This window comes from Streptomyces sp. NBC_00094 (genome assembly GCF_026343125.1).
GTDB lineage: Bacteria > Actinomycetota > Actinomycetes > Streptomycetales > Streptomycetaceae > Streptomyces.
The window spans coordinates 698,260-722,785 of record NZ_JAPEMB010000001.1 but is presented as its reverse complement, the minus strand read 5'-3'; the positions used below and the strand labels follow the sequence as shown (position 1 = coordinate 722,785).

Below are 24,526 nucleotides of genomic sequence, written 5' to 3'. Positions count from 1 at the left end.
TTCCGGGGGGTGGCGGCAGACTTCCTGCCGCTCAGGCCGGCTGCTGGACCATCCAGTGCCGGGGATCGGAGTGCCGGATCCGGACGAGGAACGCCAGGATTCCGGCGGACCCGTCGCTCCAGCCGGTCGAGACGTCCCCGTACTCGTTGGGGAAGACCACGTGGCCACGGCGGTGGACCCTCTCGCAGAGGAGGAGGCGGGACAGGTCTTCGGCCATGGCGCGGTACACGGGGTCACCGGTGGCCTCGGCCATGTCCAGGAGGAAGTCGCCGTTGCCCGCCAGGCCGTGGCACTGGGTGAGGGCGGCGCGGGAGGAGCGCTCCGCGACGGCGTGCGCACCACGGCGGGCGAGGTCGCCGAACCTGTCGTCCCCGGTCTCCTGCCACAGCCGTACGAGGAAGGATCCGACGCCCGCCGCGCCGTGGCACCAGTACGGTGCCGTGGGCACGTCCGAGGCCTGGGCCGGCCACTGGGCGGCCTCGCCGACGAGTACGGCGCTCGCCAGCAGGTGCTCGCCGGCCTCCACCGCCAGTTCCCTGTGCTCCCGGCGCCGCGAGACGGCCGAGGCGGCGAGGAGGAAGCAACCGATGCCGGCCGTTCCGTGGGCGAAGCCGAGGTAGCGTTTGCCGCCTTCCGACGAGACGGCTTCCGCGGGAACCGGCCAGCTCACTCCCGTCGCGTCACGCTGTACGGCGGCGGTCAGCCGGTCGGCCGCGTCGACGGCCAGTTCGGCGAAGCGCGGATCACCCGTGCGGTGCCACAGGTGGAGGGCGGCCAGCCCACTGCCCGCGGTGCCGTGGGTGATGTCGTGATGGGGTGTCACCTGTTGCGGGGCCAGGGCCAGAGCCAGCGCGTGGTCCGTGAGTCGGCGGTCGTCGACGGCACGCCCGGCTTCGTACAGCGCCCAGGCGGTTCCGCGGCCGCCGAAATGCAGGCCCGGGCGTGTGGAGCGGAGATCGGTACGCCGTGCGATCCAGTGTCCGGCCGTGGAGATCAGCCCGGGCAGGCGTGCGTCGCCGGTGAGTTCCCCGTACCGCGTCAGGACGGCCAGGACACCGGCCGCGCCCTGCTGCACGGTGCACGGGTCGGTCTCCCCGGCCATGGTGGACACCGGCCACAGCCGCCGGTCGTCCGCCGGGGTCATCGAGTCGACGAGGTGGTCCACGAGCCCGGCCACCGCGTCGTGCGGGCCGTCGTTCCGCGCGGAGCGGGGGCCGGCGTGGTTCCGCGCCGCGGGGGAGACGGGGTGGTTCACCGGACTCGCCGGGTACGCCCTCCGGAGGGCCGCGCGGGCCCTGGTCGGGTCCCACCGCTCGGCGGGATCGTCCCTCATCAGCCCGAGGAGCATCTCCGGCAGGCCGTCCGGCAGCCGAAGCTGTCCGGCACAGGAGGTCAGCCATGCGGCGAGCCGCTGCTCCGTGGCCCTGGTGGCGGGCTCCTCGGGCAGCAGGTTCGGCACCTTCCCCGCCAGGACGAAGCACGCGGTGGCGCCGAGGCTGTAGTAGTCGGCCGTCGGGTGGACGGGTGCGTCTGCCAGTCGTTCGGGGGCGCTGAAGCCGGGGGTTCCCACGCGGGTCGGCAGAGCGGTCTCGTCCGCCAGGACGGCGAGTTCCAGGTCGATGAGGCGCAGCTCGCCGTCGGGGCGGACCATGATGTTGCCGGGGGTGAAGTCCCGCAGGACGCAGCCGTGGGCATGGGCCGCCGTGACCAGGTCGACCAGGCGCACGACCTGCGCGAGCGCGTCGGCGCGGTAGCGCTCGCCTCCGACGTCGCGGAAGTGCTCGGCGACCCAGGTGCTCAAGGTGACGCCCGGGACCTCGTCCTGGGCCAGGAACAGGTGCCCGCCGTGTTCGAACAGCGCCAGCGGCTCCGGGGCCAGCCCCGTACCCCTGAGCTTCTCCAGCGTCCGGGCCTCGGCGCGCAGCCAGTCGCGGACGTCGCGGCCGGAGGCGTCGGCCTCCACGTGCGGCCGGGCCTCCTTGATCACCACGAGGGCGCCCGTACGGACGTCGCCGCCCCGGTAGACGCCGCCTTTGTTGGTGTGCCGGATCGCCTCCCGTACCGCGAATCGACCACCGAGCAGCACCGATCGGCTCGCCGCGTCGGTATCCCTGGCCGCGTCCGTATCCGCGTCCGTATCCGCCGACCGGGACGGTGACGACGAGGCGGGTACGGAGGCGGGTACGGAGGCGGGGAACGGGCAGACCGCCCAAGGGGGCGGGGAGTACGCGCCCGTGCGCTTGTCCTCCACGGGATTGCCGTCGGGGTCCTCGATGAACCAGACCAGCAGACCGTCGTCCGACAGCCGCCGCCGGCCGACGAAGGAGCCGTAGCGGTAGTGCACCAGGGAGTGGGGCGTGTAAGGCCGGTCGGACAGGATCTGCGGGCCGGTCAGCCCCGCCGTGGCGCGGTGGAGGTCCCGGGCGAGCCGAGCCGCGTCGGCGTCGGAGCGCGGGTAGACGGTGATGAACTTGCCGGAGCTTCCCCGCGGCGTGGCACGGGAGTTGAGCGCGCTCACCTGCTCGATCGACCGGGCGAACTTGAACGCCGACCCCTCCCGCAGCAACACCCCCAGGGCCTTTTCGAGGACCGCCGGCGCGGAGGCGGCCGTCGCCGACACGTGCAGCTTCCACCCCTGCTCGCGTCGCGTGCCGGACGGGGGCGCCACGCGGCACCACATCTCGTCCGCATCGACCGTCCAGCGCGCCCCCGTGTCCGAGGATTGCAGCGCGTGGCGGAGAAGGTCCTCCAGCTCGACTTCGGTGGCGTGGCTCGTCATGACCTGTCCCTCTCCACGGTGGGAACCGCTGGTCGGAACGTGCCCGGTGACATAAGCAGACCAACACACAGGCATCCGGATTCACTTGAACCAGCGAGCGCGCGGCTCTGTTGTCCCACCTGTAGGCGCGCCCGGCGCGGGTGACGGCGCACGGACGTTCGTCGTCGACCTCGCGAGGGGGCTTGATCCAGCGCTCTTGACAACCAGTCATGTTCCTGACAGCAGTGGTGCACCAACCCACGAACGGAGCGATGAGGCATGACCAAGCCTGAGAGCGCGGGGCCCGACCACGACTACGACGTCGTCATCAGTGGAGGCAGTCTCGCCGGCTGTGCCGCGGCGATCCTGCTCGCTCGACGCGGTGTCCGCGTCGCCCTGCTGGAACGCCGTTCGGACCCCGAGACGTACAAGGTGCTGTGCACCCACTCCCTCACGGCCTGCGCCTACCCGGTGCTGGACGAACTCGGCCTCGTCCCCGCGCTCGAGAAGGCGGGAGCCGTCCGCAACGAGGCCCGCTGGTACACCCGTTGGGGGTGGATCGAACCGAAGGCCGCGCCTGGCGGGCCCGAGCTGCCGTACGCGTACAACATCCGGCGCAGCACCCTCGACCCGCTCATCAGGTCCCACGCGGCAGGAACACCGGGCGTCGACCTGCTCCTCGGCCATCAGGTGACCGGGCTGGTCCGGGAAGCCGGGCGGACCGTGGGGGTGCGCGCGTCGACACCGCAGGGCGAGCGGGAGATCCGGGCCCGGCTGGTGGTCGGCGCGGACGGCAAGGACTCGGCCGTGGCGAAGTTCGCCGAGATACCCGCCCGCGTGTACGAGAACGGGCGGTTCGGCTATCTCGCGCACTTCCGCGACCTTCCGCTGCACGGCGGGATCGGTCAGACCTGGTTCCTCGAGCCCGACATGGCGTACGCGTTCCCGAACGACGACGGGGTGACGGTCCTCGCGGTGCTCCCGGACAAGAAGCGGCTGCCGGACTTCCGGGAGGACCTGGAGGGCAGCTTCCTCGACTTCGTCCGCGCCCTGCCCGAGGCGCCGCCCATCGACTCCGCCGAGCGCGTCTCGAAGATCATCGGCATGGTCGACTACCCGCTGCACAGTCGCAAGCCGACCGCGCCGGGCGTCGCGCTCCTCGGCGACGCCGCCCTGACCGGCGATCCGCTGTGGGGAGTGGGCTGCGGATGGGCCCTGCAGTCCGCGACGTGGCTGACCGAGGCGGTCGCGGCGGCCGCGACCGGTCGGGGCGACCTCGACCGGTCGCTCGCGGCGTACGCACGCGTACACCGGCGCCGGCTCCGAGGCCACGCGTACCTGGGCGCCGACTTCGCCAAGGGCCGTCCGTTCAACCCCATGGAACGGCTGATGTTCTCGGCGGCGGCGCGCGACGCGTCGCTGGCGCGGCACATGCACCTGTTCGGGTCACGCCTGATCGGTCCGCTGCGATTCCTGAACCCCCTGGCGCTGGCCAAGGCCTCGGTCGTCAACATCAGGCATCGCCGGGCCGCCGTGCCACCCGCGCAGCTGTCACGGACGGGGTCGTGACCGGCCGGATCCCTGCCCGTCCCACTCGGCCTCGCGGCCCTCAATACCGTCTCCTCCCAGCCACGCGCAAGGTGTCGACAGGAATTTCCTTGTCCACGCACTAGACTGACGGGCTGTTTGGCGCCGGAGCGGAACAACCTGGGCAGACCCGGGCTCCGCCGGCGACCCGGACGTTCCCGGGAGCGAGACGCGAGGGCCGATGGCAGCCACACCTGAGCTCGGTGACCACACTCTGCTCGACGACGGGGAGTCGCCCGAGGAGTCCGGCAAGTCCGCCCGGTTCTCCGCCGGACCCGCCGCTCCGATCCGCACCCTGATCGACGTCTTCGAGGCATCCGTACGGTCGTACCCCGACGAGCCGGCCCTGGACGACGGCACCGTCCGGCTGACCTACCGCGCCGTCGCCGCCGAGGTCGAGCGCCGGCGGCGCGCCCTGGCGGCCGCCGGCGTCGGGCGCGGAGACCGGGTCGGCGTACGGGTGCCCTCCGGTACGAACGAGTTGTACGTGGCCGTCCTCGCGGTGCTCGCCGCGGGCGCCGCCTACGTGCCCGTGGACGCCGAGGACCCGGACGAGCGGGCCGAGCTCGTCTTCGGCGAGGCGGGGGTACGGGCCGTGCTGGGCGCGGGCGAGCGCATCGACGTCGTCGGCGTGACCGGCGGAGCGGAGGTCCGGGAGGGCGCCGCACGGCCCGGCCCCGAGCACGACGCCTGGATCATCTTCACGTCCGGCTCCACGGGCAAGCCCAAGGGCGTCGCCGTCACCCACCGCAGCGCCGCCGCCTTCGTGGACGCCGAGGCCGCGCTGTTCCTCACCGAGGAGCCCATCGGGCCCGGCGACCGCGTCATGGCCGGGCTGTCCGTCGCCTTCGACGCCTCCTGCGAGGAGATGTGGCTGGCCTGGCGCCACGGCGCCTGCCTCGTGCCCGTGCCCCGCTCCCAGGTGCGCAGCGGCGCCGACCTCGGCCCCTGGCTGATGGAGCAGGAGATCACCATCGTCTCCACCGTGCCCACGCTGGCCGCGCTCTGGGAACCCGGGACCCTCGACGAGGTGCGGCTGCTGATCTTCGGTGGCGAGGCCTGCCCGCCCGAGCTGACACAGCGTCTGGTCACCGAGGGCCGCGAGGTCTGGAACACGTACGGCCCCACCGAGGCCACCGTCGTCGCCTGCGCGTCCCTGCTGACCGGCGAGGAACCGATCCGCATCGGGCTCCCGCTCAACGGCTGGGAACTGGCGGTCGTCGACGAGTCCGACGAGCCGGTGCCCATGGGAGGCAGCGGCCAGCTGGTGATCGGCGGAGTCGGCCTCGCCCGCTACCTCGACGCCGAGAAGGACGCCGAGAAGTACGCCCCCCTGGAATCCCTCGGCTGGCAGCGCGCCTACCGCAGCGGCGACCTGGTCCGCGCGGAGCCGGAGGGACTGGTCTTCCTCGGCCGCGGCGACGAGCAGATCAAGCTCGGCGGCCGGCGGATCGAACTGGGCGAGGTGGACGCCGCACTCCAGGCCCTGCCCGGCGTCGCCGCCGCCGCGGCGGCCGTACGCACGGCCCGCGGCGGCAACCAGCTGCTCGTCGGCTACCTGGTCACCCAGGACGGCTGGGACAGGGCGGCGGCGGTCGAGCGGCTCCGTGCCGAGCTGCCGGCGGCCCTCGTGCCGCTGCTCGCTCCCGTCGACGAACTGCCGACCCGTACCTCCGGGAAGGTCGACCGGGACGCACTGCCCTGGCCCCTGCCCGAAGCGGAGACCACCGGACCTGCCGAGCCGCTGTACGGCACGGAGGCGTGGCTGGCCGAGCAGTGGACCGAGACGCTCGGCGTGGCCGTCACCGGCGCCGCCGACGACTTCTTCGCGATCGGCGGCACCAGCCTCGCCGCCGCCCGGCTCACCACCCGGCTGCGCACCCGCTACCCGAGCGCGGCCGTACTCGACGTCTACCAGCAGCCCACCCTGCGCAAGCTGGCCCGGCGGCTGGAGAAGTCCGTACAGGACGACGGCGCGGTCCGGACCGTCGAGCCGGTCCCGCTCCGCTCCGGGGTCACGCAGTCGCTCCTGCTGGTCCCGCTGTTCACCCTGATCGGCCTGCGCTGGTCCGTGGCGCTGCTCGCCCTCGGCAACGTCCTGCACTGGTTCGGCCCCTACCCATGGGTGCCGACCGCTTCGTGGTGGGTGGTCGCCGCCGGAGCGGCGGTCCTGCACAGCCCGCCGGGACGGCTCGCGATCGCCGCGGGGGGTGCGCGCCTCCTGCTGCGCGGCGTCACGGCGGGACGTTACCCACGGGGCGGGAGTGTCCACCTGAGGCTGTGGACGGCCGAGCGGCTCGCCGAGTGCGCCGGCGCCACCTCGCTCACCGGATCCTGGCTGCAGCGCTACGCGCGCGCTCTCGGCGCCAAGATCGGCCCCGAGGCGGACCTGCACTCCCTGCCGCCGGTCACCGGCATGCTCAAGCTCGGCCGCGGCTGTGCCGTCGAGTCCGAGGTGGACCTCTCCGGACACTGGCTCGACGGCGACCGGCTGGAGATCGGCCCGGTCAAGGTCGGCGCGGGCGCCGTGGTCGGCACCCGCAGCATCCTCTTCCCCGGCGCGCGGGTCGGCAAGCGGGCCGAAGTGGCCCCCGGCTCCGCGGTGGTCGGCCAGATCCCGACCGGCCAGCGCTGGGCCGGAGCCCCCGCCGGCAAGCTCGGCAAGGCCAAGCGGAACTGGCCCAAGGAACGTCCGCCCCGTGCGGTGCGCTGGCGCGCCGTGTACGGAGCGACCGGCTTCGCCCTCGCCGCCCTGCCCGTCCTCGCCGCTCTGCCCGCCCTGCTCGTGGCGAGCCGCTTCGTGCCCGCCGGTGCCGGACTCGCCGAGGCACTGCGCGGTGCGCTCCTCGCCGTCGTGCCCGGGGCGCTCGCCTTCGGCCTCACGTACGCGCTGCTCCTGCTGATCTCCGTACGACTGCTCGGCATCGGGCTGCGGACCGGGCTCCATCCGACGCACAGCCGGGTCGGCTGGCAGGCCTGGACGGTGACCCAGCTGATGGACCGCGCCCGGGAGACGCTCTTCCCGCTGTACGCCGCGCTGGTCACGCCCGTGTGGCTGCGGCTGCTCGGGATGCGGATCGGCCGCGGCGCGGAGGTGTCCACCGTGCTCGCGCTGCCGAGCCTGACCACCGTGGGCGACGGCGCGTTCCTCGCCGACGACACCCTGACGGCCCCGTACGAACTGGGCGGCGGCTGGATGCGGATCGGTCACTCCGAGATCGGCCGGCGCGCGTTCCTCGGCAACTCCGGCATGACCGCGCCGGGCCGCGCCGTGCCGGACGACGGGCTCGTCGGCGTCCTCTCCGCCACCCCGAAGAAGGCCAAGAAGGGCAGCTCGTACCTTGGCCTGCCGCCGGTCCGACTGCCGCGCTCCGCGGCCGACGCCGACCGGAGCCGGACGTACGCCCCGCCCGCCCGTCTGCTGTGGGCGCGCGGCCTGGTGGAGCTGTGCCGGCTCGTCCCGGTGTTCTGCTCGGCCGCGCTGGCCGTCCTGGCCGTGGGGGCGCTGTGCGCGCTGGCCGCGGCGAGCGACCTCGGGATCTGGGGAGCGGCGCTGCTGTCCGGCGTGATCCTGCTCGCCGCCGGTCTCGCCGCCTGCGCGGTCGCCGTGGCCGCGAAGTGGCTGCTGGTGGGCCGGCACGGGACGGGCGAGCACCCGCTGTGGAGCGGCTTCGTCTGGCGCAACGAGCTGGCCGACACCTTCGTCGAGGTGCTGGCCGTGCCGTGGCTGGTCGGATCCGTGCCCGGTACGCCGCTGATGACCCTGTGGCTCCGTGGACTCGGCGCCCGGATCGGCCGGGGCGTGTGGTGCGAGAGCTACTGGCTGCCCGAGACCGACCTGGTGGTCCTGGGCGACGCGGTCAGCGTGAACCGCGGCTGTGTGTTGCAGACCCACCTCTTCCACGACCGGATCTTGAGGACGGATACTGTGGTCCTCCGCGAGGGCGCCACCCTGGGTCCGGGCGGAATCGTCCTCCCGGGGAGTACGGTCGGGGCCCGCAGCACGCTGGGTCCCGCCTCTCTCGTGATGGCCGGGGAATCCGTCCCCGCCGACACCCGCTGGCTGGGCAATCCGATCGAGGCGTGGCGGTCCTGAGAGGGCCACGGCGTACGAGCACAGCGCAGGGAGCGGAAGCGGCAGTGAGCGGCCAGCGGACAGCGGCATCGGACCCGTACTTTCCGGCCAACGGTGATCCCCGTTACCGGGTGCACCGGTACGAGATCTCCCTGGAATACCGTCCCGGCCCCAACCGGCTGGCCGGGACGGCCCGGCTCAGCGCGATCGCCGGACGGGCCCCGCTCACCGAGTTCCACCTCAACCTCTCCGAGTTCAAGGTCGGCAGGGTGCTGGTGGACGGCAAGGCGCCGCACTACACCCATCGCGGCGGCAGACTCCGCGTCCGGCCGGCCAAGCCGCTGCCCGCCGGCGCGGCCTTCACCGTGGAGGTCCACTGGGCCGGCAACCCCAAGCCGGTCCGCAGCCCCTGGGGCGGCCTCGGCTGGGAGGAGCTGACCGACGGCGCGCTGGTGGCCAGCCAGCCGGTCGGCGCACCCTCCTGGTACCCCTGCAACGACCGGCCGGCCGACAAGGCCTCGTACCAGATCTCGGTCAACACCCCGTCCGCCTACACCGTGGTGGCCGGCGGCCGGCTGCTCACCCGGACGACGAGGGCCAGCACGACCACGTGGGTGTACGAGCAGACCGCGCCGACCTCCAGCTACCTCGTCGGCCTGTCGATCGGCATGCACCAGACGGTGCTGCTCGGTGACCCCGGGCTCGGCGGTGTGCCGCAGAGCGCCCACGTGCCGTCGCACCTCCTGCCGCGCTTCTCCCGCGACTTCGCCCGGCAGCCGGCCATGATGCAGCTGTTCGAGGAACTCTTCGGGCCCTATCCCTTCGGCGAGTACGTGGTCGTCGTCGCCGACGAGGACCTCGACGTCCCCGTGGAGGCCCAAGGCCTCTCCCTGTTCGGCGTCAACCACGTCGACGGCGTCCGAGGTTCCGAGCGCCTGATCGCCCACGAGCTGGCGCACCAGTGGTTCGGCAACAGCGTGACCATCGCCGACTGGCGGCACATCTGGCTGAACGAGGGCTTCGCGAAGTACGCCGAATGGCTCTGGTCGGAGCGTTCCGGCGGCCGCACCGCGCACGAGCTCGCGGCCGGCGCGCACCGGCTGCTGGCCACGCAGGCCCAGGATCTGCGATTGGCGGACCCGGGCCGCAAGCTGATGTTCGACGACCGCCTGTACCAGCGCGGGGGCCTGGCCGTGCACGCGGTCCGCTGCGCGCTGGGGGAGAGGGCCTTCCTCCGGATGCTGCGCGACTGGGCCACCGTGCACCGCCACGGCGTGGTGAACACCGTCGGCTTCACGACCCACGCGGCCCGCTACACGGCGGAGCCCCTGGACGACCTCTTCTCGGCCTGGTTGTACGAGCCGTCGCTCCCGCCGCTGCCCTCGCCGCGGCCGGAGGTCGATTCCGCGTAGCGGGTCGGAGCGGAGGGCGTACCCGGATGACGTTCTCGCCGGGACCGGCGAGCCACCCGGGCGTCGCGGCTCCACCGTCGTTCACACGCGGTCCTGGAGCGCTGCCTGCCAGGCGGGGGCGGGGGTGCTCGGTTCGGTCTCGGGGGAGCGGCCGCCCCGGGCGAAGAAGTCGGCCAGGGGGAGGAGGGCGGCGCCGACGGTGACCGCCTGGGGGCCGAGGGTGCCCAGGTCGATGCGGGTACGGCTCGCCGGGTAGCGGAGCGCGTACGCGTCGGAGTAGCGGATCACGGTGCGCAGGAAGCGGCTGCCGAGCTGGAGGCCGGCCCAGCCGCCGACGAGGATGCGCTCGGGCTGGAAGAGGTTGATGAGGTCGGCGAAGCCGGCGCCGAGGTACTCGGCGGTCTCGTCCAGGACGGCGAGGGCCGTGGCGTCGGGCTCCGTCGACGGGGCGGAGGGGGCGGAGGGGGTGGCTGGGGCGGCCGGATCGGACGGGTCGGTCGGGGCGGCCGGGTCGATCGGGGCGGCCGGATCGGTGGAGTAGGCGGGGTCGGCCGGGTAGGCGGCGGCGAGCATCGCGGTGAGGGCGGTTTCCTCGTCCGCGCCGGCCGGGGGCCGGCCCCCGGCCTCGCGCCACCGTTCCAGGAGGGCCTCGGCGCCGGCGTACGCCTCCAGGCAGCCGTGGGAGCCGCAACGGCAGCGCCGGCCCCGGACCCGTACCGTCAGGTGGCCCCATTCGAGCGCGCGCCCGGGTTCCATCGGGTCGCTGACGGAGCAGGCACCGACACCGGAGCCGAAGAGGACGACGACGGCGCTGCGGGCACCGCGGCCGGCGCCGAACCACATCTCCGCCTGGCCCAGGGTCTTGGCGCCGTTGTCGATCCAGTAGGGCACGGTCTCGGGCAGGTCGACGGCCTGACGCAGGAGCCGTTCGAGGGGGACGGAGTCCCAGCCGATGGTCTGGCCGTGGACGACGGCGCCGTCCTCGGTGTGGGCGACGATGCCGGGGACCCCGACGCCGATGCCGAGGAGGCGTTCGACGGGGACGTTCGCGGCGCGCAGCACCTCGGCGATGCCGTCGCGCAGATGGGCGACGACCAGGTCCACGTCGTAGCGGTCGGTGCGGGGCCCCGAGCAGGCCAGCGCCCGCTCCGTGCGGGCGAGTTCGGTGAGGGTGAGGTCGAAGAGCTCGATCCTGATGCGCGTCTCGCCGATGTCGACGCCGATCATGAATCCGCTGCCCGGGGTGATGCGCAGCAGGGTACGGGGGCGCCCGCCGGCCGAGTCGACGCTGCCGGCCTCCTCGACCAGGCCCTCCGCGAGGAGTTCGGCGACGACGTTGCTGACCGAGCCGGAGCTCAGGCCCGTCGCGGGGCCGAGCATGAGGCGGCTCTTGGGTCCGTCGAAGTACAGCCTGCGCAGGACGGCGGTGCGGTTCTCGCGCCGCAGGTCACGCACCGTGCGGCCAGTTCTCGCATGCACTTTGGTCCCCGTCTCTGAAGTCGTTCGTTGCAACATACCCGCAGTACAGGCCTTGACGCGACCTTCCCGTGCGGTTTAACTCACATCCTAAATTAAGCCCAGTCGCGGGGAGTGGTTCAGGCGCTCCCCGCGACGGCATCCCCGTCATCCCCCCGAAAGGGCCCAGGAGCCATGCGCAGATTCAGAGCCGCAGTCACCGGAGCCGTCACCCTCTCCCTCGCCTTCGCCGCCACCGGCTGCGGTGGCGGGGGGAACGGCCAGGCGACGCCGAAGACCCTCACCTACTGGGCCACCAACCAGGGCGCCAGCCTGGAGGTCGACAAGAAGGTCCTGCAGCCCGAGCTCGACCAGTTCGAGAAGGAGACCGGGATCAAGGTCAAGCTGGAGGTGATCCCCTGGTCCGACCTGCTCAACCGGATCCTCACCGCGACCACCTCCGGCCAGGGCCCCGACGTCCTCAACATCGGCAACACCTGGAGCGCCTCGCTCCAGTCCACCGGCGCGCTGCTGCCCTTCGACGCGAAGGCCTTCGAGGCCATCGGCGGCAAGGACCGGTTCGTCGAGTCCGCGCTCGGCTCCACGGGCACCCCCGGCAAGGACCCGGCCGCCGTCCCGCTCTACTCGATGGCGTACGCGCTCTACTACAACAAGCACATGTTCAAGGCCGCCGGCATCACCAAGCCGCCGACCACCTGGGACGAGCTGATCGCCACCGGCAAGAAGCTGAGCAAGGACGGGAAGTGGGGCCTCGGAGTCGAGGGATCCAACCTGTCCAACAACATCCACCAGGTCTTCGTCCTCGCCAAGCAGCACGGAGCCGACTTCTTCACCGCCGACGGCAAGGCCGACTTCACCTCCGACGGAGCCGTCGCCGCGGTCAAGCAGTACGTCGACCTGATGGCCACGCAGAAGATCGCCGCCCCCGGCAACGCCGAGTACGCGCAGAACCAGTCCCTGAGCGACTTCGCCAAGGACCGGACGGGCATGGTCCTGTGGCAGACCCCCCAGCAGACCTTCGCCTCCCAGGGCATGGCCCCCGAGGACTGGGGCGTCGTCCCGGCCCCGGTCCCGGCCGGCAAGCCCGGCTCCGGCAAGCAGACCAACTCGATGGTCGCCGGCATCAACATGGCCGTCTTCAAGAACACCAAGAACCTCGACGGCGCCCTCAAGTTCGTGAAGTTCATGACGAGCGACGAGGAGCAGATCATGCTCAACAAGGCCTACGGCTCGGTGCCGCCGGTCAAGAGCGCCCAGCAGGACCCCGGGTTCTCCGACCCCTCGCTCACCGTCATCCGCGACACCCTCGCCACCAGCGCCGCCGCCCTGCCGCAGGTCCCCGAGGAGTCCCAGTTCGAGACCGTGGTCGGCACGGCCGTCAAGGAGCTGTTCGCCGACGCCGCCGCCGGCCGGCCCGTCACCACCGAGTCCGTGCGGGCCAAGCTCGAAAAGGCCCAGCAGCAGATGCCCAAGAAGTAGGCCGCCCCTCCATGACCAGAACCGCCATCACTCCCACGAGTGAGCCGGCGGTGCGCAAGGCCGCACCCGGAGAGGCAACCGCACCACGCCGCTCCGGGCGCCGCCGCATCGCACTGCCGTACCTGCTGCTCCTGCCCGCCCTGCTCCTCGAACTCCTCGTCCACCTCGTCCCGATGCTCATGGGCATCGGCATGAGCTTCAAGGAGCTCACCCAGTTCTTCATCGGCAACTGGTCCGAGGCCCCCTGGGCCGGCCTCGGCAACTACGCCGTCTCGATCGACTTCGACGCCCCCGTCGGCCAGGCACTCCTCGCGTCCTTCCTGCGGACGTGCGTGTTCACCGCCCTCTCCGTAGGGCTGTGCTGGTTCCTCGGGACGGCCGCCGCGATCTTCCTCCAGGAGGAGTTCCGGGGCCGCGCCATCCTGCGGACCCTCTTCCTCGTCCCGTACGCCCTGCCGGTCTACGCCGCCGTCATCACCTGGGCGTTCATGTTCCAGCGGGACAACGGCCTGGTCAACCACGTCCTGCACGACCAGTTGGGCATCGGCGACAGCCCCGCCTTCTGGCTCATCGGCGACAACAGCTTCTGGGCCCTGCTCGTCGTCTCGGTGTGGAAGGGCTGGCCGTTCGCCTTCCTCACCGTCATGGCGGGACTGCAGAACATCCCCCGGGACATGTACGAGGCGGCCGCCCTCGACGGCGCCGGCGTCCTCAAGCAGATCCGGCACATCACGCTGCCGTCCCTGCGGCCGGTCAACCAGGTCCTCGTCCTGGTGCTGTTCCTGTGGACGTTCAACGACTTCAACACGCCGTTCGTCCTGTTCGGCAAGGCGGCCCCCGAGGCGGCGGACCTGATCTCGCTGCACATCTACCAGTCGTCCTTCCAGACGTGGAACTTCGGCACCGGCTCGGCCATGTCCGTCCTGCTGCTGCTCTTCCTCCTCGTCGTCACGGGCGTCTACCTCCTGCTCACCACCCGCGGAAGGAAGACCTCCGATGGCTGAGATCTCCGAGACGTCCCCGCGTGTGCGCGGGCGCACGGCGCACGCACGCGGGCGCACCGCCCCACGCTCCCCGATGGCGGCGCCCCGGTCCTTCCTGTGGGCCCGGCGGATCTTCCTCACCCTGCTCACGGCCTTCGTCGTGCTCCCTGTGTTCGTGATGGTCTCCAGCTCGCTGAAGCCGTTGGAGGACGTCTCGGGGAAGTTCCGGTGGATCCCCTCGGGGCTCACGATCCGCCCGTACTTCGACATCTGGGAGACCGTCCCCCTCGCCGACTACTTCGTGAACTCCCTCGTCGTGGCGGGCGCGGCCACGGTGTTCTCGGTGGTCGTCGCGATCTTCGCCGCCTACGGCGTGAGCCGCTACGAGTTCCGCGGCAAGCGCGTCTTCACCGTGACGGTGCTGTCGACGCAGATGTTCCCCGGCATCCTCTTCCTGCTGCCCCTCTTCCTCATCTACGTCAACATCGGCAACGCCACCGGCATCGCGCTCTTCGGCTCGCGGGAAGGCCTGATCCTCACCTATCTGACGTTCTCGCTGCCGTTCTCGATCTGGATGCTGACCGGCTACTTCGACTCGATCCCGCGCGAACTCGACGAGGCCGCCAAGGTCGACGGCTGCGGGCCGATCAGGGCCCTGTTCCGGGTGATCGTCCCGGCGGCGTCCCCCGGGATCATCGCCGTCGCCGTCTACGCCTTCATGACCGCCTGGGGCGAGGTCCTCTTCGCCTCCGTCATGACCAACGACACCACCAGGACCCTCGCCGTCGGACTCCAGGGGTACGCCACCCAGAACGACGTGTACTGGAACCAGGTGATGGCCGCCTCCCTCGTGGTGAGCGTCCCCGTCGTCGTCGGCTTCCTCCTCCTCCAGCGCTACCTCGTCGCCGGCCTCACCGCGGGTGCGGTCAAGTGACGTCCTTCTCCGCTCCGACCACGAAGAGGTCCTCCGTGTCCGAATCCACCGACCCCCGCCCCACGACGCTCGACCTCGACGCCTTCCCGCCGTCCTTCGCCTGGGGCACGGCGACCTCCGCCTACCAGATCGAGGGCGCCGTCGCCGAGGACGGCCGCGCCCCCTCCATCTGGGACACCTTCTCCCGTACCCCCGGCGCCGTCGACAACGGCGACCACGGCGACACCGCCTGCGACCACTACCACCGCTGGCCCGAGGACATAGCCCTGATGAAGGGGCTCGGCACCGACGCGTACCGGCTCTCCGTCGCCTGGCCGCGGGTCGTCCCCGGCGGCGACGGACCCGTCAACAAGGCCGGGCTCGACTTCTACGACCGGCTCGTCGACGGACTCCTCGACGCCGGGATCACGCCCTCCGTCACCCTCTACCACTGGGACCTGCCGCAGGCCCTCCAGGACCGGGTCCACGACAGCCGCGGCGGCTGGACCGAGCGGGCCACCGCCGAACACCTCGCCGCGTACGCCTCCGTCGTCGCCGAACGCCTCGGCGACCGGGTGACCCGCTGGGCCACCCTCAACGAACCCCTCTGCTCGGGCTGGATCGGCCACCTCGAAGGCCGGATGGCCCCCGGGTACACCGATCTCACCGCGGCCGTCCGTGCCTCCTACCACCTGCTCCTCGGCCACGGACTGACCACCCAGGCCATCCGCGCCGCCGCCCCCGGCGCCCGGATCGGCCTGGTCACCAACCACTCGACCGTCGCGCCCGCCTCCACCCGTCCCGAGGACGTCGCCGCGGCCGCCCGCATGGACGGTCACACCAACCGCTGGTGGCTCGACCCGGTCTACGGGCGCGGTTTCCCCGCCGACATGCGTGAGCTGTACGGGGTCGAGCTTCCCGAACGGCCGGGGGACGCCGAGACCATCGCCGCCCCGCTCGACTGGCACGGCCTCAACTACTACTTCCCGGTCACCGTCGCCGACGACCCGGCCGGCCCCGTCCCGTACGCCCGCGAGGTCCGCCTCCCCGACGTCCCCCGCACCGGCATGGACTGGCAGATCGACGCCGGCGGCCTGGAGGCCTTCCTGCTCCGGCTCACCGAGGAGTACGGTGTGCGCGAGCTGTACGTGACCGAGAACGGCTCGGCCTTCCCCGACACCGTGGGCCCCGACGGCGAGGTCCACGACCCCGACCGCACCCGCTACCTGGAGCAGCACCTCGCGGCCTGCGCCCGTGCCCTGCGCAAGGGCGCCCCGCTCGCCGGCTACTACGCCTGGTCGCTGCTCGACAACTTCGAGTGGGCCTACGGCTACGACAAGCGCTTCGGGCTCGTCCACGTCGACTACGCGACGCAGAAGCGGACCGTGAAGACGAGCGGGCGGCGGTACGCGGACATCATCCGCGCCCACCGGGAGGCGACCGCCGGCTGACCGGGCGGCCCGCGCGCCCTCGTGGACTCCGGAAGGCCGCCCCGGCACCGAGGCGTTCGCCTCGCCGCGGCGGCCTTCCGGAGAACACCGCCGTCGCCCCACCGTCCCCGTCCGAGGCTTCCCGTACAGGAGCGACCCATGGCCGACACCGCCGTTCCGTCCCTTCCCCAGGGGCCCGACAACGACGCCGACGACGGCACGGACGAGCTCGCCGACAACGACGCCGGCCGCGATCCGCAGGCGGTCGAGGAAGGCGAGTTCGCCGACAACGACACCGACAACGACACCGACAACGACACCGACACCGACACCGACACCGGCGCCGAAGACCTCGTCGCCGACCGGCTGCGCCACGTGCTCGGTCCGGTGACGGTCGTCCGGGACACCGTCCTCAGCGGGGGCTTCTACAACTCCGCCCGTCTGCTCGAACTCGCCGACGGGCGGCGGCTGGTGCTGAAGACGGCCCCCCGGGCGAGCGCCCTCGCCCTCACCCACGAGCAGGACCTCCTCGCCACCGAGGCACTCTTCCACCGCCTCGCCGCCCGGGCGGGCGCCCGCGTACCCACCGTCCTCCACCACGAGCCCGCCGGCCCGGGAACCCCTGCCGAATGGCTGCTCCTCACCTACGTCGACGGCACCACCTGGGACGCCGCCCGCGACCGGCTCACCCCGGCCGACCGCGCCGCGCTGCGTCACCGGCTGGGGGAGTCCATGGCCCGGATCTCCACCGTCACCGGACCGGCCTACGGTTACCCGCGACCGGCCCTCTCCGGCCCCGACTGGCCCTCCGCGTTCACCACCATGCTGCACGCCGTCCTCGCCGACGCGATCCGGTTCGAGGTGGCCCTGCCCGTACCGGCCGGGCTCCTCGCCGACCTGCCCGTACGCTTCGGCCGGCGGCTCGCCGAGGTCCGCCGCCCCGCGCTCGTCCACTTCGACGCCTGGGAGGGCAACATCGTCCTCGCCCGGACCGGGACCGGCCCGTGGCACCTGGGCGGCCTCATCGACGGCGAACGCGCCTTCTTCGGCGACCCCTTGGCCGAACTCGTCGGACTCGACCCGCTCGGTTCGGCCGAGGACGATCCCGACCTCATGGCCGGCTACCGCACCCTCGCACCCGGCCTGACCATCGACACCGGCGCCCGGGTACGACTCGCCCTCTACCGGGTCTACCTCACCCTCATCATGCGTGTGGAAGCCGTCCCCCGGGCCTACGACGGGGAACTCGCGGCCTCGCGCGACTCCTGGTCCGCCGAGCGCCTCACGCGGCAACTCGCCGCACTGGACGCCCTGGAGGCGTGACGCCCCGGGGCGGCGGGGTCAGGCGGACTCGCGGACGACGAGCACCGGCTCGAACACCTTCGAGGCGGGCTCGGACGGCTTCGGGGCCGGGGCCCGTCCGGTCCGGCCGCCGTCGAGCTCCTCGACCAGGAGCCCGGCCATGGCGGCCGCCATCCGCTCCACCGGCTGCCGCACGGTGGTCAGCGTCGGCCGCGCCCTCCGCGCGGCCACCGAGTCGTCGAAGCCCACCACGGCCACGGAGCCGGGGACGGCCACCCCCCGCTCGCACAGGTACTGGCAGGCGCCCTGAGCCATCAGGTCGTTCGCGGCGAACACCGCGTCGATCCCCGGGTGGTCCTGCAGCAGTCTCGCCATGGCGCGTCTGCCGCTGTCGACGGTGAACCGGCCCCGTACGACGGGCACGGACGTCACCCCGCGGGCCGCGAACGCCTCCCGGAAGCCGTCGAGGCGTTCGCGCGCCGTGGGGGCGGTGACCGGTGCGGCGATGACGGCCGGTCGCCGCCGGCCCGTGGCCCACAGGTGCTCGGCGGCCAGCCGGGCGCCCGCGGCGTTGTCGAGGTCGACGAAGCCGCACCGCGGCGCGTCGTGGGGGCGGCCGAACAGCACCGTGGGGAGCCCGGCCGCCACCAGCATCGCCGGCAGCGGGTCGTCCGCGTCGAGCGAGACCACGAGCGCGCCGTCGGCGCCCCCCTGCCGCAGGTACTCCACCAGTTGGGTCCTTGCCTGCTCCGACTCCGCGACCAGCATGACCGGTTGGATCGCCCGCTCGCGCAGGACCGGGAGCACGCCGTCGACCACCCGCCCGAAGAAGGGGTCGGAGAACACCCGGGCGGCGAAGGCCTTCCCGGTCGCGGAGAGCACCAGGGCGACCGTGCCGGTGCGACGGGTCACCAGGGACCGGGCGGCCTGATTGGGCGTGTAGCCGGTGCGGGCGATCGCGGCGCGTACGGCCTGCTGGATGTCGGGAGCCACGTTGCGCACGCCGTTGACGACCCGGGACACCGTCGCCCGCGAGACCCCCGCCTCACGTGCGACGTCCTCGAGCGTCGGTCCTCGATTCCCCACGTACGCACCCTCCCGATTCGCCACGTGCGCACCTTATCGAGGCCGTGTGTCCGGTGGTGGTACGGATCCGCGTCGACGCGCACCACATGCGGACGCCACTTAATGAAAGCCAAAAGAAAAGCCATGTCGCATGGCTTGACCGTCAATACGCGCGCCGGGCAAGGTTTCGGAGAGCGCTCTCCCATGTTTCCGTCATGTACATCAAGGAGCCCCCATGTCCTCCGTCGGGTCCCCACCGGCCTTCCGGCGCCCCGCTTCAGCCGCCAGACGGGCCACCGTCGGCACACTCGTCGCCTCGCTCGCCGGCGGCCTGCTCGCCGTCCTCCCCGCGGCGACCGCACACGCCGCACCCACCCTGCTCTCGCAGGGCAAGACGGCCACCGCCTCGTCCACGGAAGGGGCCGCCTACGCCGCGTCCGCCGCCGTCGACGGCAACCTGACCGGAACCCGCTGGGCCAGCCAGTGGACCGACGCCCAGTGGGTCCAGGTGGACCTCGGCCAGAGCGCCACCCTCAGCCACGCCCTCCTGACCTGGGAGGGGGCCTACGGCAAGAGCTACCAGATCCAGGCCTCCGAGAACGGCACCGACTGGCGGACCGTCACGACCGTCACCGGCGGCGACGGCGGCACCGACGACGTCACCCTCTCCGGCACCGGCCGCTACGTCCGGATGAACGGTCTGACCCGCGGCACCGGATACGGCTACTCCCTCTGGGAGTTCCAGGTGTACGGCTCCACCGACGGCGGCGGTCCGACCCTCCCGGGCGGCGGTGACCTCGGCCCCAACGTCCACGTCCTCGACCCGTCCACCCCGAACATCCAGGCCAAACTGGACCAGGTCTTCCAGGAGCAGGAGTCGGCCCAGTTCGGCGCCGGCCGCCACGCCTTCCTCCTCAAGCCCGGCACGTACAACGGCCTGAACGCGCAGATCGGCTTCTACACCCAGATAGCCGGTCTCGGCCTGCGCCCGGGCGACACCACCATCAACGGTGACGTGACCGTCGACGCCGGCTGGTTCAACGGCAACGCCACCCAGAACTTCTGGCGCGGCGCCGAAGGCCTGACGCTCAACCCCGTCAACGGCACCAACCGGTGGGCGGTCTCCCAGGCATCCTCCTTCCGCCGCATGCACGTCAAGGGCGGCCTCAACCTCGCCCCCAACGGTTACGGCTGGGCCAGCGGCGGCTACATAGCCGACTCGAAGGTCGACGGCCAGGTCGGCAACTACTCGCAGCAGCAGTGGTACACCCGGGACAGTTCCATCGGCGGCTGGTCCAACAGCGTGTGGAACCAGACCTTCTCCGGCGTCGAGGGCGCTCCGGCCACCTCCTTCCCCGAGCCCCGCTACACCACGCTCGACACCACCCCCATCTCCCGTGAGAAGCCCTACCTCTACCTGGACGGCAACGAGTACAAGGTCTTCGCGCCCGCCAAGCGCGTCAACGCCCGCGGCACCAGCTGGGCCAACGGCACTCCGCAGGGCGAGTCCGTCCCGCTGAGCCAGTTCTACGTGGTCAAGCCGGGTGCCACCGCCGCCACGATCAACCAGGCGCTCGCGCAGGGCCTGCACCTGCTCTTCACCCCGGGCGTCTACCACGTCGACCAGACGATCCACGTGAACCGGGCGAACACCATCGTCCTCGGCCTCGGCCTCGCCACGATCATCCCGGACAACGGCGTCACCGCGATGAAGGTCGCCGACGTCGACGGCGTCCGCCTCGCCGGCTTCCTGATCGACGCGGGACCGGTCAACTCCCCGACGCTGCTGGAGCTCGGACCGCAGAACTCCGGCGCGGACCACGCCGCCAACCCCACCACCGTGCAGGACGTGTACATCCGCATCGGCGGCGCCGGCGCCGGCAAGGCCACCACCAGCGTGGTCGTCAACAGTGACGACGCCATCATCGACCACACCTGGGTGTGGCGTGCCGACCACGGCGAGGGCTGGGGCTGGGAGACCAACCGCGCCGACTACGGCGTCCGTGTGAACGGCGACGACGTGCTCGCCACCGGCCTGTTCGTCGAGCACTTCAACAAGTACGACGTCGAGTGGTACGGCGAGCGCGGCCGCACGATCTTCTACCAGAACGAGAAGGCGTACGACGCCCCCAACCAGGCCGCCATCCAGAACGGCACCACGAAGGGGTACGCCGCCTACCGCGTCGACGACTCGGTGAACACCCACGAGGCGTGGGGCCTGGGCAGCTACTGCAACTACAACGTGGACCCGACCATCGTCCAGGACCACGGCTTCAAGGCACCCGTCAAGCCGGGGGTGAAGTTCCACAGCCTCCTGGTGGTGTCCCTCGGCGGCATGGGCCACTACAACCACGTCATCAACGACACCGGGGCGTCCACCATCCCCGCCGGCACCTCGACCGTGCCGTCCACCGTCGTCTCCTTCCCCTGAGACGTCCTCGCCTCACCGCCGTACGGCGGTGAGGCCCTCGATTCCCTTCCGGGCCGGATGCTCAAGTCCCCGCGGCCCGGCCCGGAAGGGCTCGCACGACAAGACCGTGCATCCCCCTCCACAAGCGGCGCCGCACGCGAGCCGGTCCGACGGTCCGGCCCCACGCGCCCGGCGTCATGAATCAGCCAGGAGCACACACGTGTCCAGTCCCCCCTCCGCGCCCACTCGTTCCCGTGGGCGCAACGGAATGTCCCTCGTGACGCTCGGCGCCCTTCTGGCGTCCTCGCTCACCCTGAGTCTGTCCCCGCAGGCACAGGCCGCGGAGACGCTTCTCTCCCAGGGCAAGGCGGCCACCGCCTCCTCCCAGGAGGGTGAGGCGTTCACCGCCGGCGCCGCCGTCGACGGCAACCTGACCGGTACCCGGTGGGCGAGCCAGTGGCGAGACGGCGAATGGATCCAGGTCGATCTCGGTGCGAGCAAGAACCTGAGCCGCGTCGTGCTCAACTGGGAGGGCGCCTACGGCAAGGCGTACGAGATCCAGGCGTCCGACAACGGCACCGACTGGCGGACCCTGAAGGCCGTGTCGGGCGGCGACGGCGGCACGGACGATCTCGCCGTCTCCGGCTCGGGCCGGTACGTCCGCATGCAGGGCCTCGCACGTTCCGGCGGCTACGGCTACTCCCTGTGGGAGTTCCAGGTCTACGGCACCGACGGCGGGACCAATCCTCCGCCGGCGGGCGCGGTCAGGATCACCGGCTCGCAGGGCAACTGGCAGCTGACCGTCGGCGGGCAGCCGTACACGGTGAAGGGCCTCACCTGGGGCCCGGCGATGGCCGATGCTCCCCGCTACATGCCGGACCTGAAGTCCATGGGCGTCAACACCGTCCGGACCTGGGGGACGGATGCCTCCAGCAAGCCCCTGCTGGACGCCGCGGCCGCCCAGGGGCTGAAGGTCGTCAACGGCTTCTGGCTCCAGCCCGGCGGCGGCCCCGGTGCCGGCGGGTGTGTCAACTACGTCACCGACACGACGTACAAGAACACCATGCTCACCGAGTTCGCCAAGTGGGTCGACACCTACAAGTCCCACCCGGCGACGCTGATGTGGAACGTCGGCAACGAGTCCGTCCTCGGCCTGCAGAACTGTTACGGCGGCACCGAGCTGGAGGCCCAGCGCAACGCGTACACGACCTTCGTCAACGACGTCGCCAAGAAGATCCACACCATCGACCCCGACCACCCCGTCACCTCCACGGACGCGTGGACCGGCGCCTGGCCCTACTACAAGCGCAACGCCCCGGACCTCGACCTGTACTCGATGAACTCCTACGGCAACCTCTGCAAGGTGCGCCAGGACTGGATCGACGGCGGCTACGACAAGCCGTACATCATCACCGAGGGCGGCCCCGCCGGCGAGTGGGAGGTCCCCGACGACGTCAACGGCATCCCCGACGAGCCCACCGACGTCCAGAAGGCCGACGGCTACACCAAGGCCTGGGGCTGCGTCACCGGCCACCAGGGCGTCGCCCTCGGCGCCACCCTCTTCCACTACGGCCTGGAGCACGACTTCGGCGGCGTCTGGTTCAACCTGCTGCCCGACGGCCTGAAGCGACTGTCGTACTACGCCGTGAAGAAGGCGTACACCGGCTCCGCGGGTGACAACACCCCGCCCGTCATCACGAACATGACCGTCAGCCCGGCCTCCGCGGCCCCGGCAGGCCGTGAGTTCACGGTCCGCGCCGACATCCGTGACCCCGAAGGAGACCAGGTCACCCCCAAGATCTACCTCAGCGGGAACTACGCCAACGGCGACAAGCGCCTCGTCGACGCGCAGTACCGCTCCCTGGGCAACGGCACCTTCGCCGTCACCGCGCCCGAGAAGCTCGGTGTGTGGAAGGTCTACATCCAGGCCGAGGACGGCCGCGGCAACGCCGGCATCGAGACGAAGTCCGTCAAGGTCGTCGCCCCGCCCGTCACCGGCACGAACATCGCCCTGAACAGGCCCACCACCGCCTCGTCCGCCCAGGCCTCCTACGGAGACTGCCCCTGCCCCGCCTCCAACGCCACCGACGGCAACACCACCACCCGCTGGGCCAGCGACTGGAGCGACCCGCAGTGGATCCAGGTCGACCTCGGCTCGGCCAAGCCCATCCGCACCCTGCAGCTCGTCTGGGACCCCGCCTACGCCAAGTCCTACGACGTGCAGGTCTCCGACGACGGGAACACCTGGCGGACGGTCCACACCACCACCACGGGCAACGGAGACATCGACACCGTCGAGACCGCCACCACCGCCCGGTACGTCAAGCTCCAGCTCACCGCGCGCGGCACCGGGTGGGGCTACTCCCTCCACGAGTTCGGCGTCTACAGCTGACGACGCCGGATTCCCTGAACGGGGGTGGCGGGGCCCGCAGCAGGACCCCGCCACCCCTGCACCACCGCACGGGAATCCATCACACCAGTCGCGTGGCGTCCTCGCGTTCACGCGAAACCACCCCCATGGGCAGGAGATCCCCATGAGATCGAGTCCGAAGCGGCTCCCCGCACTCCTCCTCGGCACGGCCCTCATCGCCGGCGCCCTCGGCATCGGCACCATCGCCTCCGCCGCGGGCGCGGACAACGGCACCTCGCCCCCCGCCGCCGCGGCCGGCGCTCACACCGGACACGTCATGGCCGCGTCCACCCAGGCCTCGGGCGACGACGCCGACGGAGACGGCTACATCCCGGCCGTACCCCAGGTCACCGGTGTGACACCGTCCACCGCCACCCCGCCCCCGGCCTACCATCACGAGTTCCAGGCCGGCTGCGCCGTCACCCACACCGCGCCGGACGACCCGATCGTCTACCCGGGCCAGTTCGGCAGGTCCCACGACCACACGTTCATGGGCAACACCTCCACCAACGCCGCCAGCACCACCGGCTCGCTCTACGGGGGCAACACCACCTGCAAGGCGCCCGCGGACGCCTCCGCCTACTGGATGCCCTCGCTGTACAACGGCGATCAGAAGATCCTGCCCGTCGGCCCGCAGGTCATCTACTACAAGGCGGGCGTCACCGACTACCGGAGCGTGCGGCCCTTCCCCAAGGGTCTGCGGTTCGTCGTCGGCAACCCGATGCAGAGCGCCGAGGAGTTCCGCGCCCACAAGGGCTTCGTCGAGGGCTGGGAATGCGGTGACAGCTTCTTCAACACCGACTTCCCGGCGAGCTGTCCGAGCCGGCCCGACGTCCAGCTCAACCTGCGCATGCAGGCTCCCAGTTGCTGGAACGGCCTGTACCTCGACACCCCGGACCACAAGAGCCACATGGCCTACCCGGTGGTCAAGCCCGGCACCAACGACAACATGTGCCCGGCCTCCCACCCGGTCGCCCTGCCGATGATCGAGTTCAAGATGGCATGGCCGGTCAACGGCGACATGTCCCAGGTCCGCCTGGCCAGCGGCCGCGGCTACTCCTTCCACTACGACTTCTTCAACGCGTGGGAGGAGCGCACCCTCAAGGCCATGGTCGACCACTGCATCGTCGGCGGCCTGCAGTGCGACACGCGGGGCTTCGACCTGTACCGCCCCGAACGCGGTGCCGTACTGAACGCAGACCACCGACTGCCCTGACCCGTCACCC

Annotated in this window: 14 protein-coding genes; 11 read left to right on the top strand and 3 right to left on the bottom strand. The window is 71.7% G+C overall.

The genetic code is table 11. The annotated features are described in order from the left end of the window. Positions 1-31: 31 nt before the first annotated feature. Positions 32-2,779 carry a class IV lanthionine synthetase LanL gene (gene lanL / locus OG580_RS03100; protein ID WP_267042092.1) on the bottom strand — a complete coding sequence of 916 codons (2,748 nt, stop codon included), beginning with the start codon at positions 2,777-2,779 and terminating at the stop codon, positions 32-34. 258 nt (positions 2,780-3,037) lie between these two features. Here lanL and OG580_RS03095 point away from each other — a divergent pair, with 258 nt between their 5' ends. From OG580_RS03095 to OG580_RS03085, 3 genes are all read left to right on the top strand, one after another. Continuing rightward, positions 3,038-4,327: an NAD(P)/FAD-dependent oxidoreductase gene (locus tag OG580_RS03095; protein WP_267042091.1), complete on the top strand. Its 1,290-nt coding sequence runs from the start codon at positions 3,038-3,040 to the stop codon at positions 4,325-4,327. 199 nt (positions 4,328-4,526) lie between these two features. Then, a complete protein-coding gene (locus tag OG580_RS03090; RefSeq protein ID WP_267042090.1) occupies positions 4,527-8,441 on the top strand; it encodes a Pls/PosA family non-ribosomal peptide synthetase in 3,915 nt (1,304 codons plus the stop codon). A 44-nt stretch (positions 8,442-8,485) separates the two neighbouring features. Beyond that, on the top strand, positions 8,486-9,832 hold the full coding sequence (locus OG580_RS03085) for a M1 family metallopeptidase (RefSeq protein ID WP_267042089.1): 1,347 nt from the start codon (positions 8,486-8,488) through the stop codon (positions 9,830-9,832). Positions 9,833-9,913: 81 nt separating this feature from the next. Here the strand turns inward: OG580_RS03085 and OG580_RS03080 are convergent, their stop codons facing one another. Further along, positions 9,914-11,311, bottom strand: coding sequence for an ROK family protein (locus tag OG580_RS03080; RefSeq protein WP_267042088.1), 1,398 nt, complete (start codon positions 11,309-11,311; stop codon positions 9,914-9,916). 171 nt (positions 11,312-11,482) lie between these two features. On the opposite strand from OG580_RS03080, the gene OG580_RS03075 reads away from it, so the two are divergent. The 5 genes from OG580_RS03075 to OG580_RS03055 all read left to right on the top strand — a co-directional run bounded on the left by OG580_RS03075 (position 11,483) and on the right by OG580_RS03055 (position 17,436). Next, the gene (locus tag OG580_RS03075) at positions 11,483-12,787 is read left to right on the top strand and encodes an extracellular solute-binding protein (RefSeq protein WP_267042087.1); all 1,305 of its coding nucleotides are present in this window, start codon (positions 11,483-11,485) and stop codon (positions 12,785-12,787) included. 11 nt (positions 12,788-12,798) lie between these two features. After that, positions 12,799-13,791 carry a carbohydrate ABC transporter permease gene (locus tag OG580_RS03070; RefSeq protein ID WP_267042086.1) on the top strand — a complete coding sequence of 331 codons (993 nt, stop codon included), beginning with the start codon at positions 12,799-12,801 and terminating at the stop codon, positions 13,789-13,791. Between the two features lie 73 nt (positions 13,792-13,864). After that, entirely contained in the window at positions 13,865-14,704 is an 840-nt protein-coding gene (locus tag OG580_RS03065; RefSeq protein ID WP_267047872.1) for a carbohydrate ABC transporter permease, read from the top strand. A gap of 35 nt (positions 14,705-14,739) precedes the next feature. Further along, positions 14,740-16,134 carry a GH1 family beta-glucosidase gene (locus tag OG580_RS03060; protein ID WP_267042085.1) on the top strand — a complete coding sequence of 465 codons (1,395 nt, stop codon included), beginning with the start codon at positions 14,740-14,742 and terminating at the stop codon, positions 16,132-16,134. A 138-nt stretch (positions 16,135-16,272) separates the two neighbouring features. After that, positions 16,273-17,436: a phosphotransferase family protein gene (locus OG580_RS03055; RefSeq protein ID WP_267042084.1), complete on the top strand. Its 1,164-nt coding sequence runs from the start codon at positions 16,273-16,275 to the stop codon at positions 17,434-17,436. 18 nt (positions 17,437-17,454) lie between these two features. Here OG580_RS03055 and OG580_RS03050 read toward each other — a convergent pair whose 3' ends face one another. After that, positions 17,455-18,501, bottom strand: coding sequence for a LacI family DNA-binding transcriptional regulator (locus OG580_RS03050; RefSeq protein ID WP_267042083.1), 1,047 nt, complete (start codon positions 18,499-18,501; stop codon positions 17,455-17,457). A gap of 214 nt (positions 18,502-18,715) precedes the next feature. Here OG580_RS03050 and OG580_RS03045 point away from each other — a divergent pair, with 214 nt between their 5' ends. From OG580_RS03045 to OG580_RS03035, 3 genes are all read left to right on the top strand, one after another. Next, the gene (locus OG580_RS03045) at positions 18,716-20,911 is read left to right on the top strand and encodes a discoidin domain-containing protein (RefSeq protein WP_267042082.1); all 2,196 of its coding nucleotides are present in this window, start codon (positions 18,716-18,718) and stop codon (positions 20,909-20,911) included. 247 nt (positions 20,912-21,158) lie between these two features. Beyond that, entirely contained in the window at positions 21,159-23,282 is a 2,124-nt protein-coding gene (locus OG580_RS03040) for a discoidin domain-containing protein (protein ID WP_267047871.1), read from the top strand. 142 nt (positions 23,283-23,424) lie between these two features. Next, positions 23,425-24,516: a DUF1996 domain-containing protein gene (locus OG580_RS03035; protein ID WP_267042081.1), complete on the top strand. Its 1,092-nt coding sequence runs from the start codon at positions 23,425-23,427 to the stop codon at positions 24,514-24,516. Positions 24,517-24,526 lie beyond the last annotated feature (10 nt).

Bases quoted from the DNA above. Each gene is read 5' to 3' on its own strand.
- OG580_RS03045 (WP_267042082.1), top strand. From the start codon at position 18,716: ATGTCCTCCGTCGGGTCCCCACCGGCCTTCCGGCGCCCCGCTTCAGCC.
- OG580_RS03040 (WP_267047871.1), top strand. From the start codon at position 21,159: ATGTCCCTCGTGACGCTCGGCGCCCTTCTGGCGTCCTCGCTCACCCTG.
- OG580_RS03090 (WP_267042090.1), top strand. From the start codon at position 4,527: ATGGCAGCCACACCTGAGCTCGGTGACCACACTCTGCTCGACGACGGG.
- OG580_RS03065 (WP_267047872.1), top strand. From the start codon at position 13,865: ATGGCGGCGCCCCGGTCCTTCCTGTGGGCCCGGCGGATCTTCCTCACC.
- OG580_RS03095 (WP_267042091.1), top strand. From the start codon at position 3,038: ATGACCAAGCCTGAGAGCGCGGGGCCCGACCACGACTACGACGTCGTC.
- OG580_RS03035 (WP_267042081.1), top strand. From the start codon at position 23,425: ATGAGATCGAGTCCGAAGCGGCTCCCCGCACTCCTCCTCGGCACGGCC.
- OG580_RS03075 (WP_267042087.1), top strand. From the start codon at position 11,483: ATGCGCAGATTCAGAGCCGCAGTCACCGGAGCCGTCACCCTCTCCCTC.
- OG580_RS03055 (WP_267042084.1), top strand. From the start codon at position 16,273: ATGGCCGACACCGCCGTTCCGTCCCTTCCCCAGGGGCCCGACAACGAC.
- lanL (WP_267042092.1), bottom strand. From the start codon at position 2,779: ATGACGAGCCACGCCACCGAAGTCGAGCTGGAGGACCTTCTCCGCCAC.
- OG580_RS03070 (WP_267042086.1), top strand. From the start codon at position 12,799: ATGACCAGAACCGCCATCACTCCCACGAGTGAGCCGGCGGTGCGCAAG.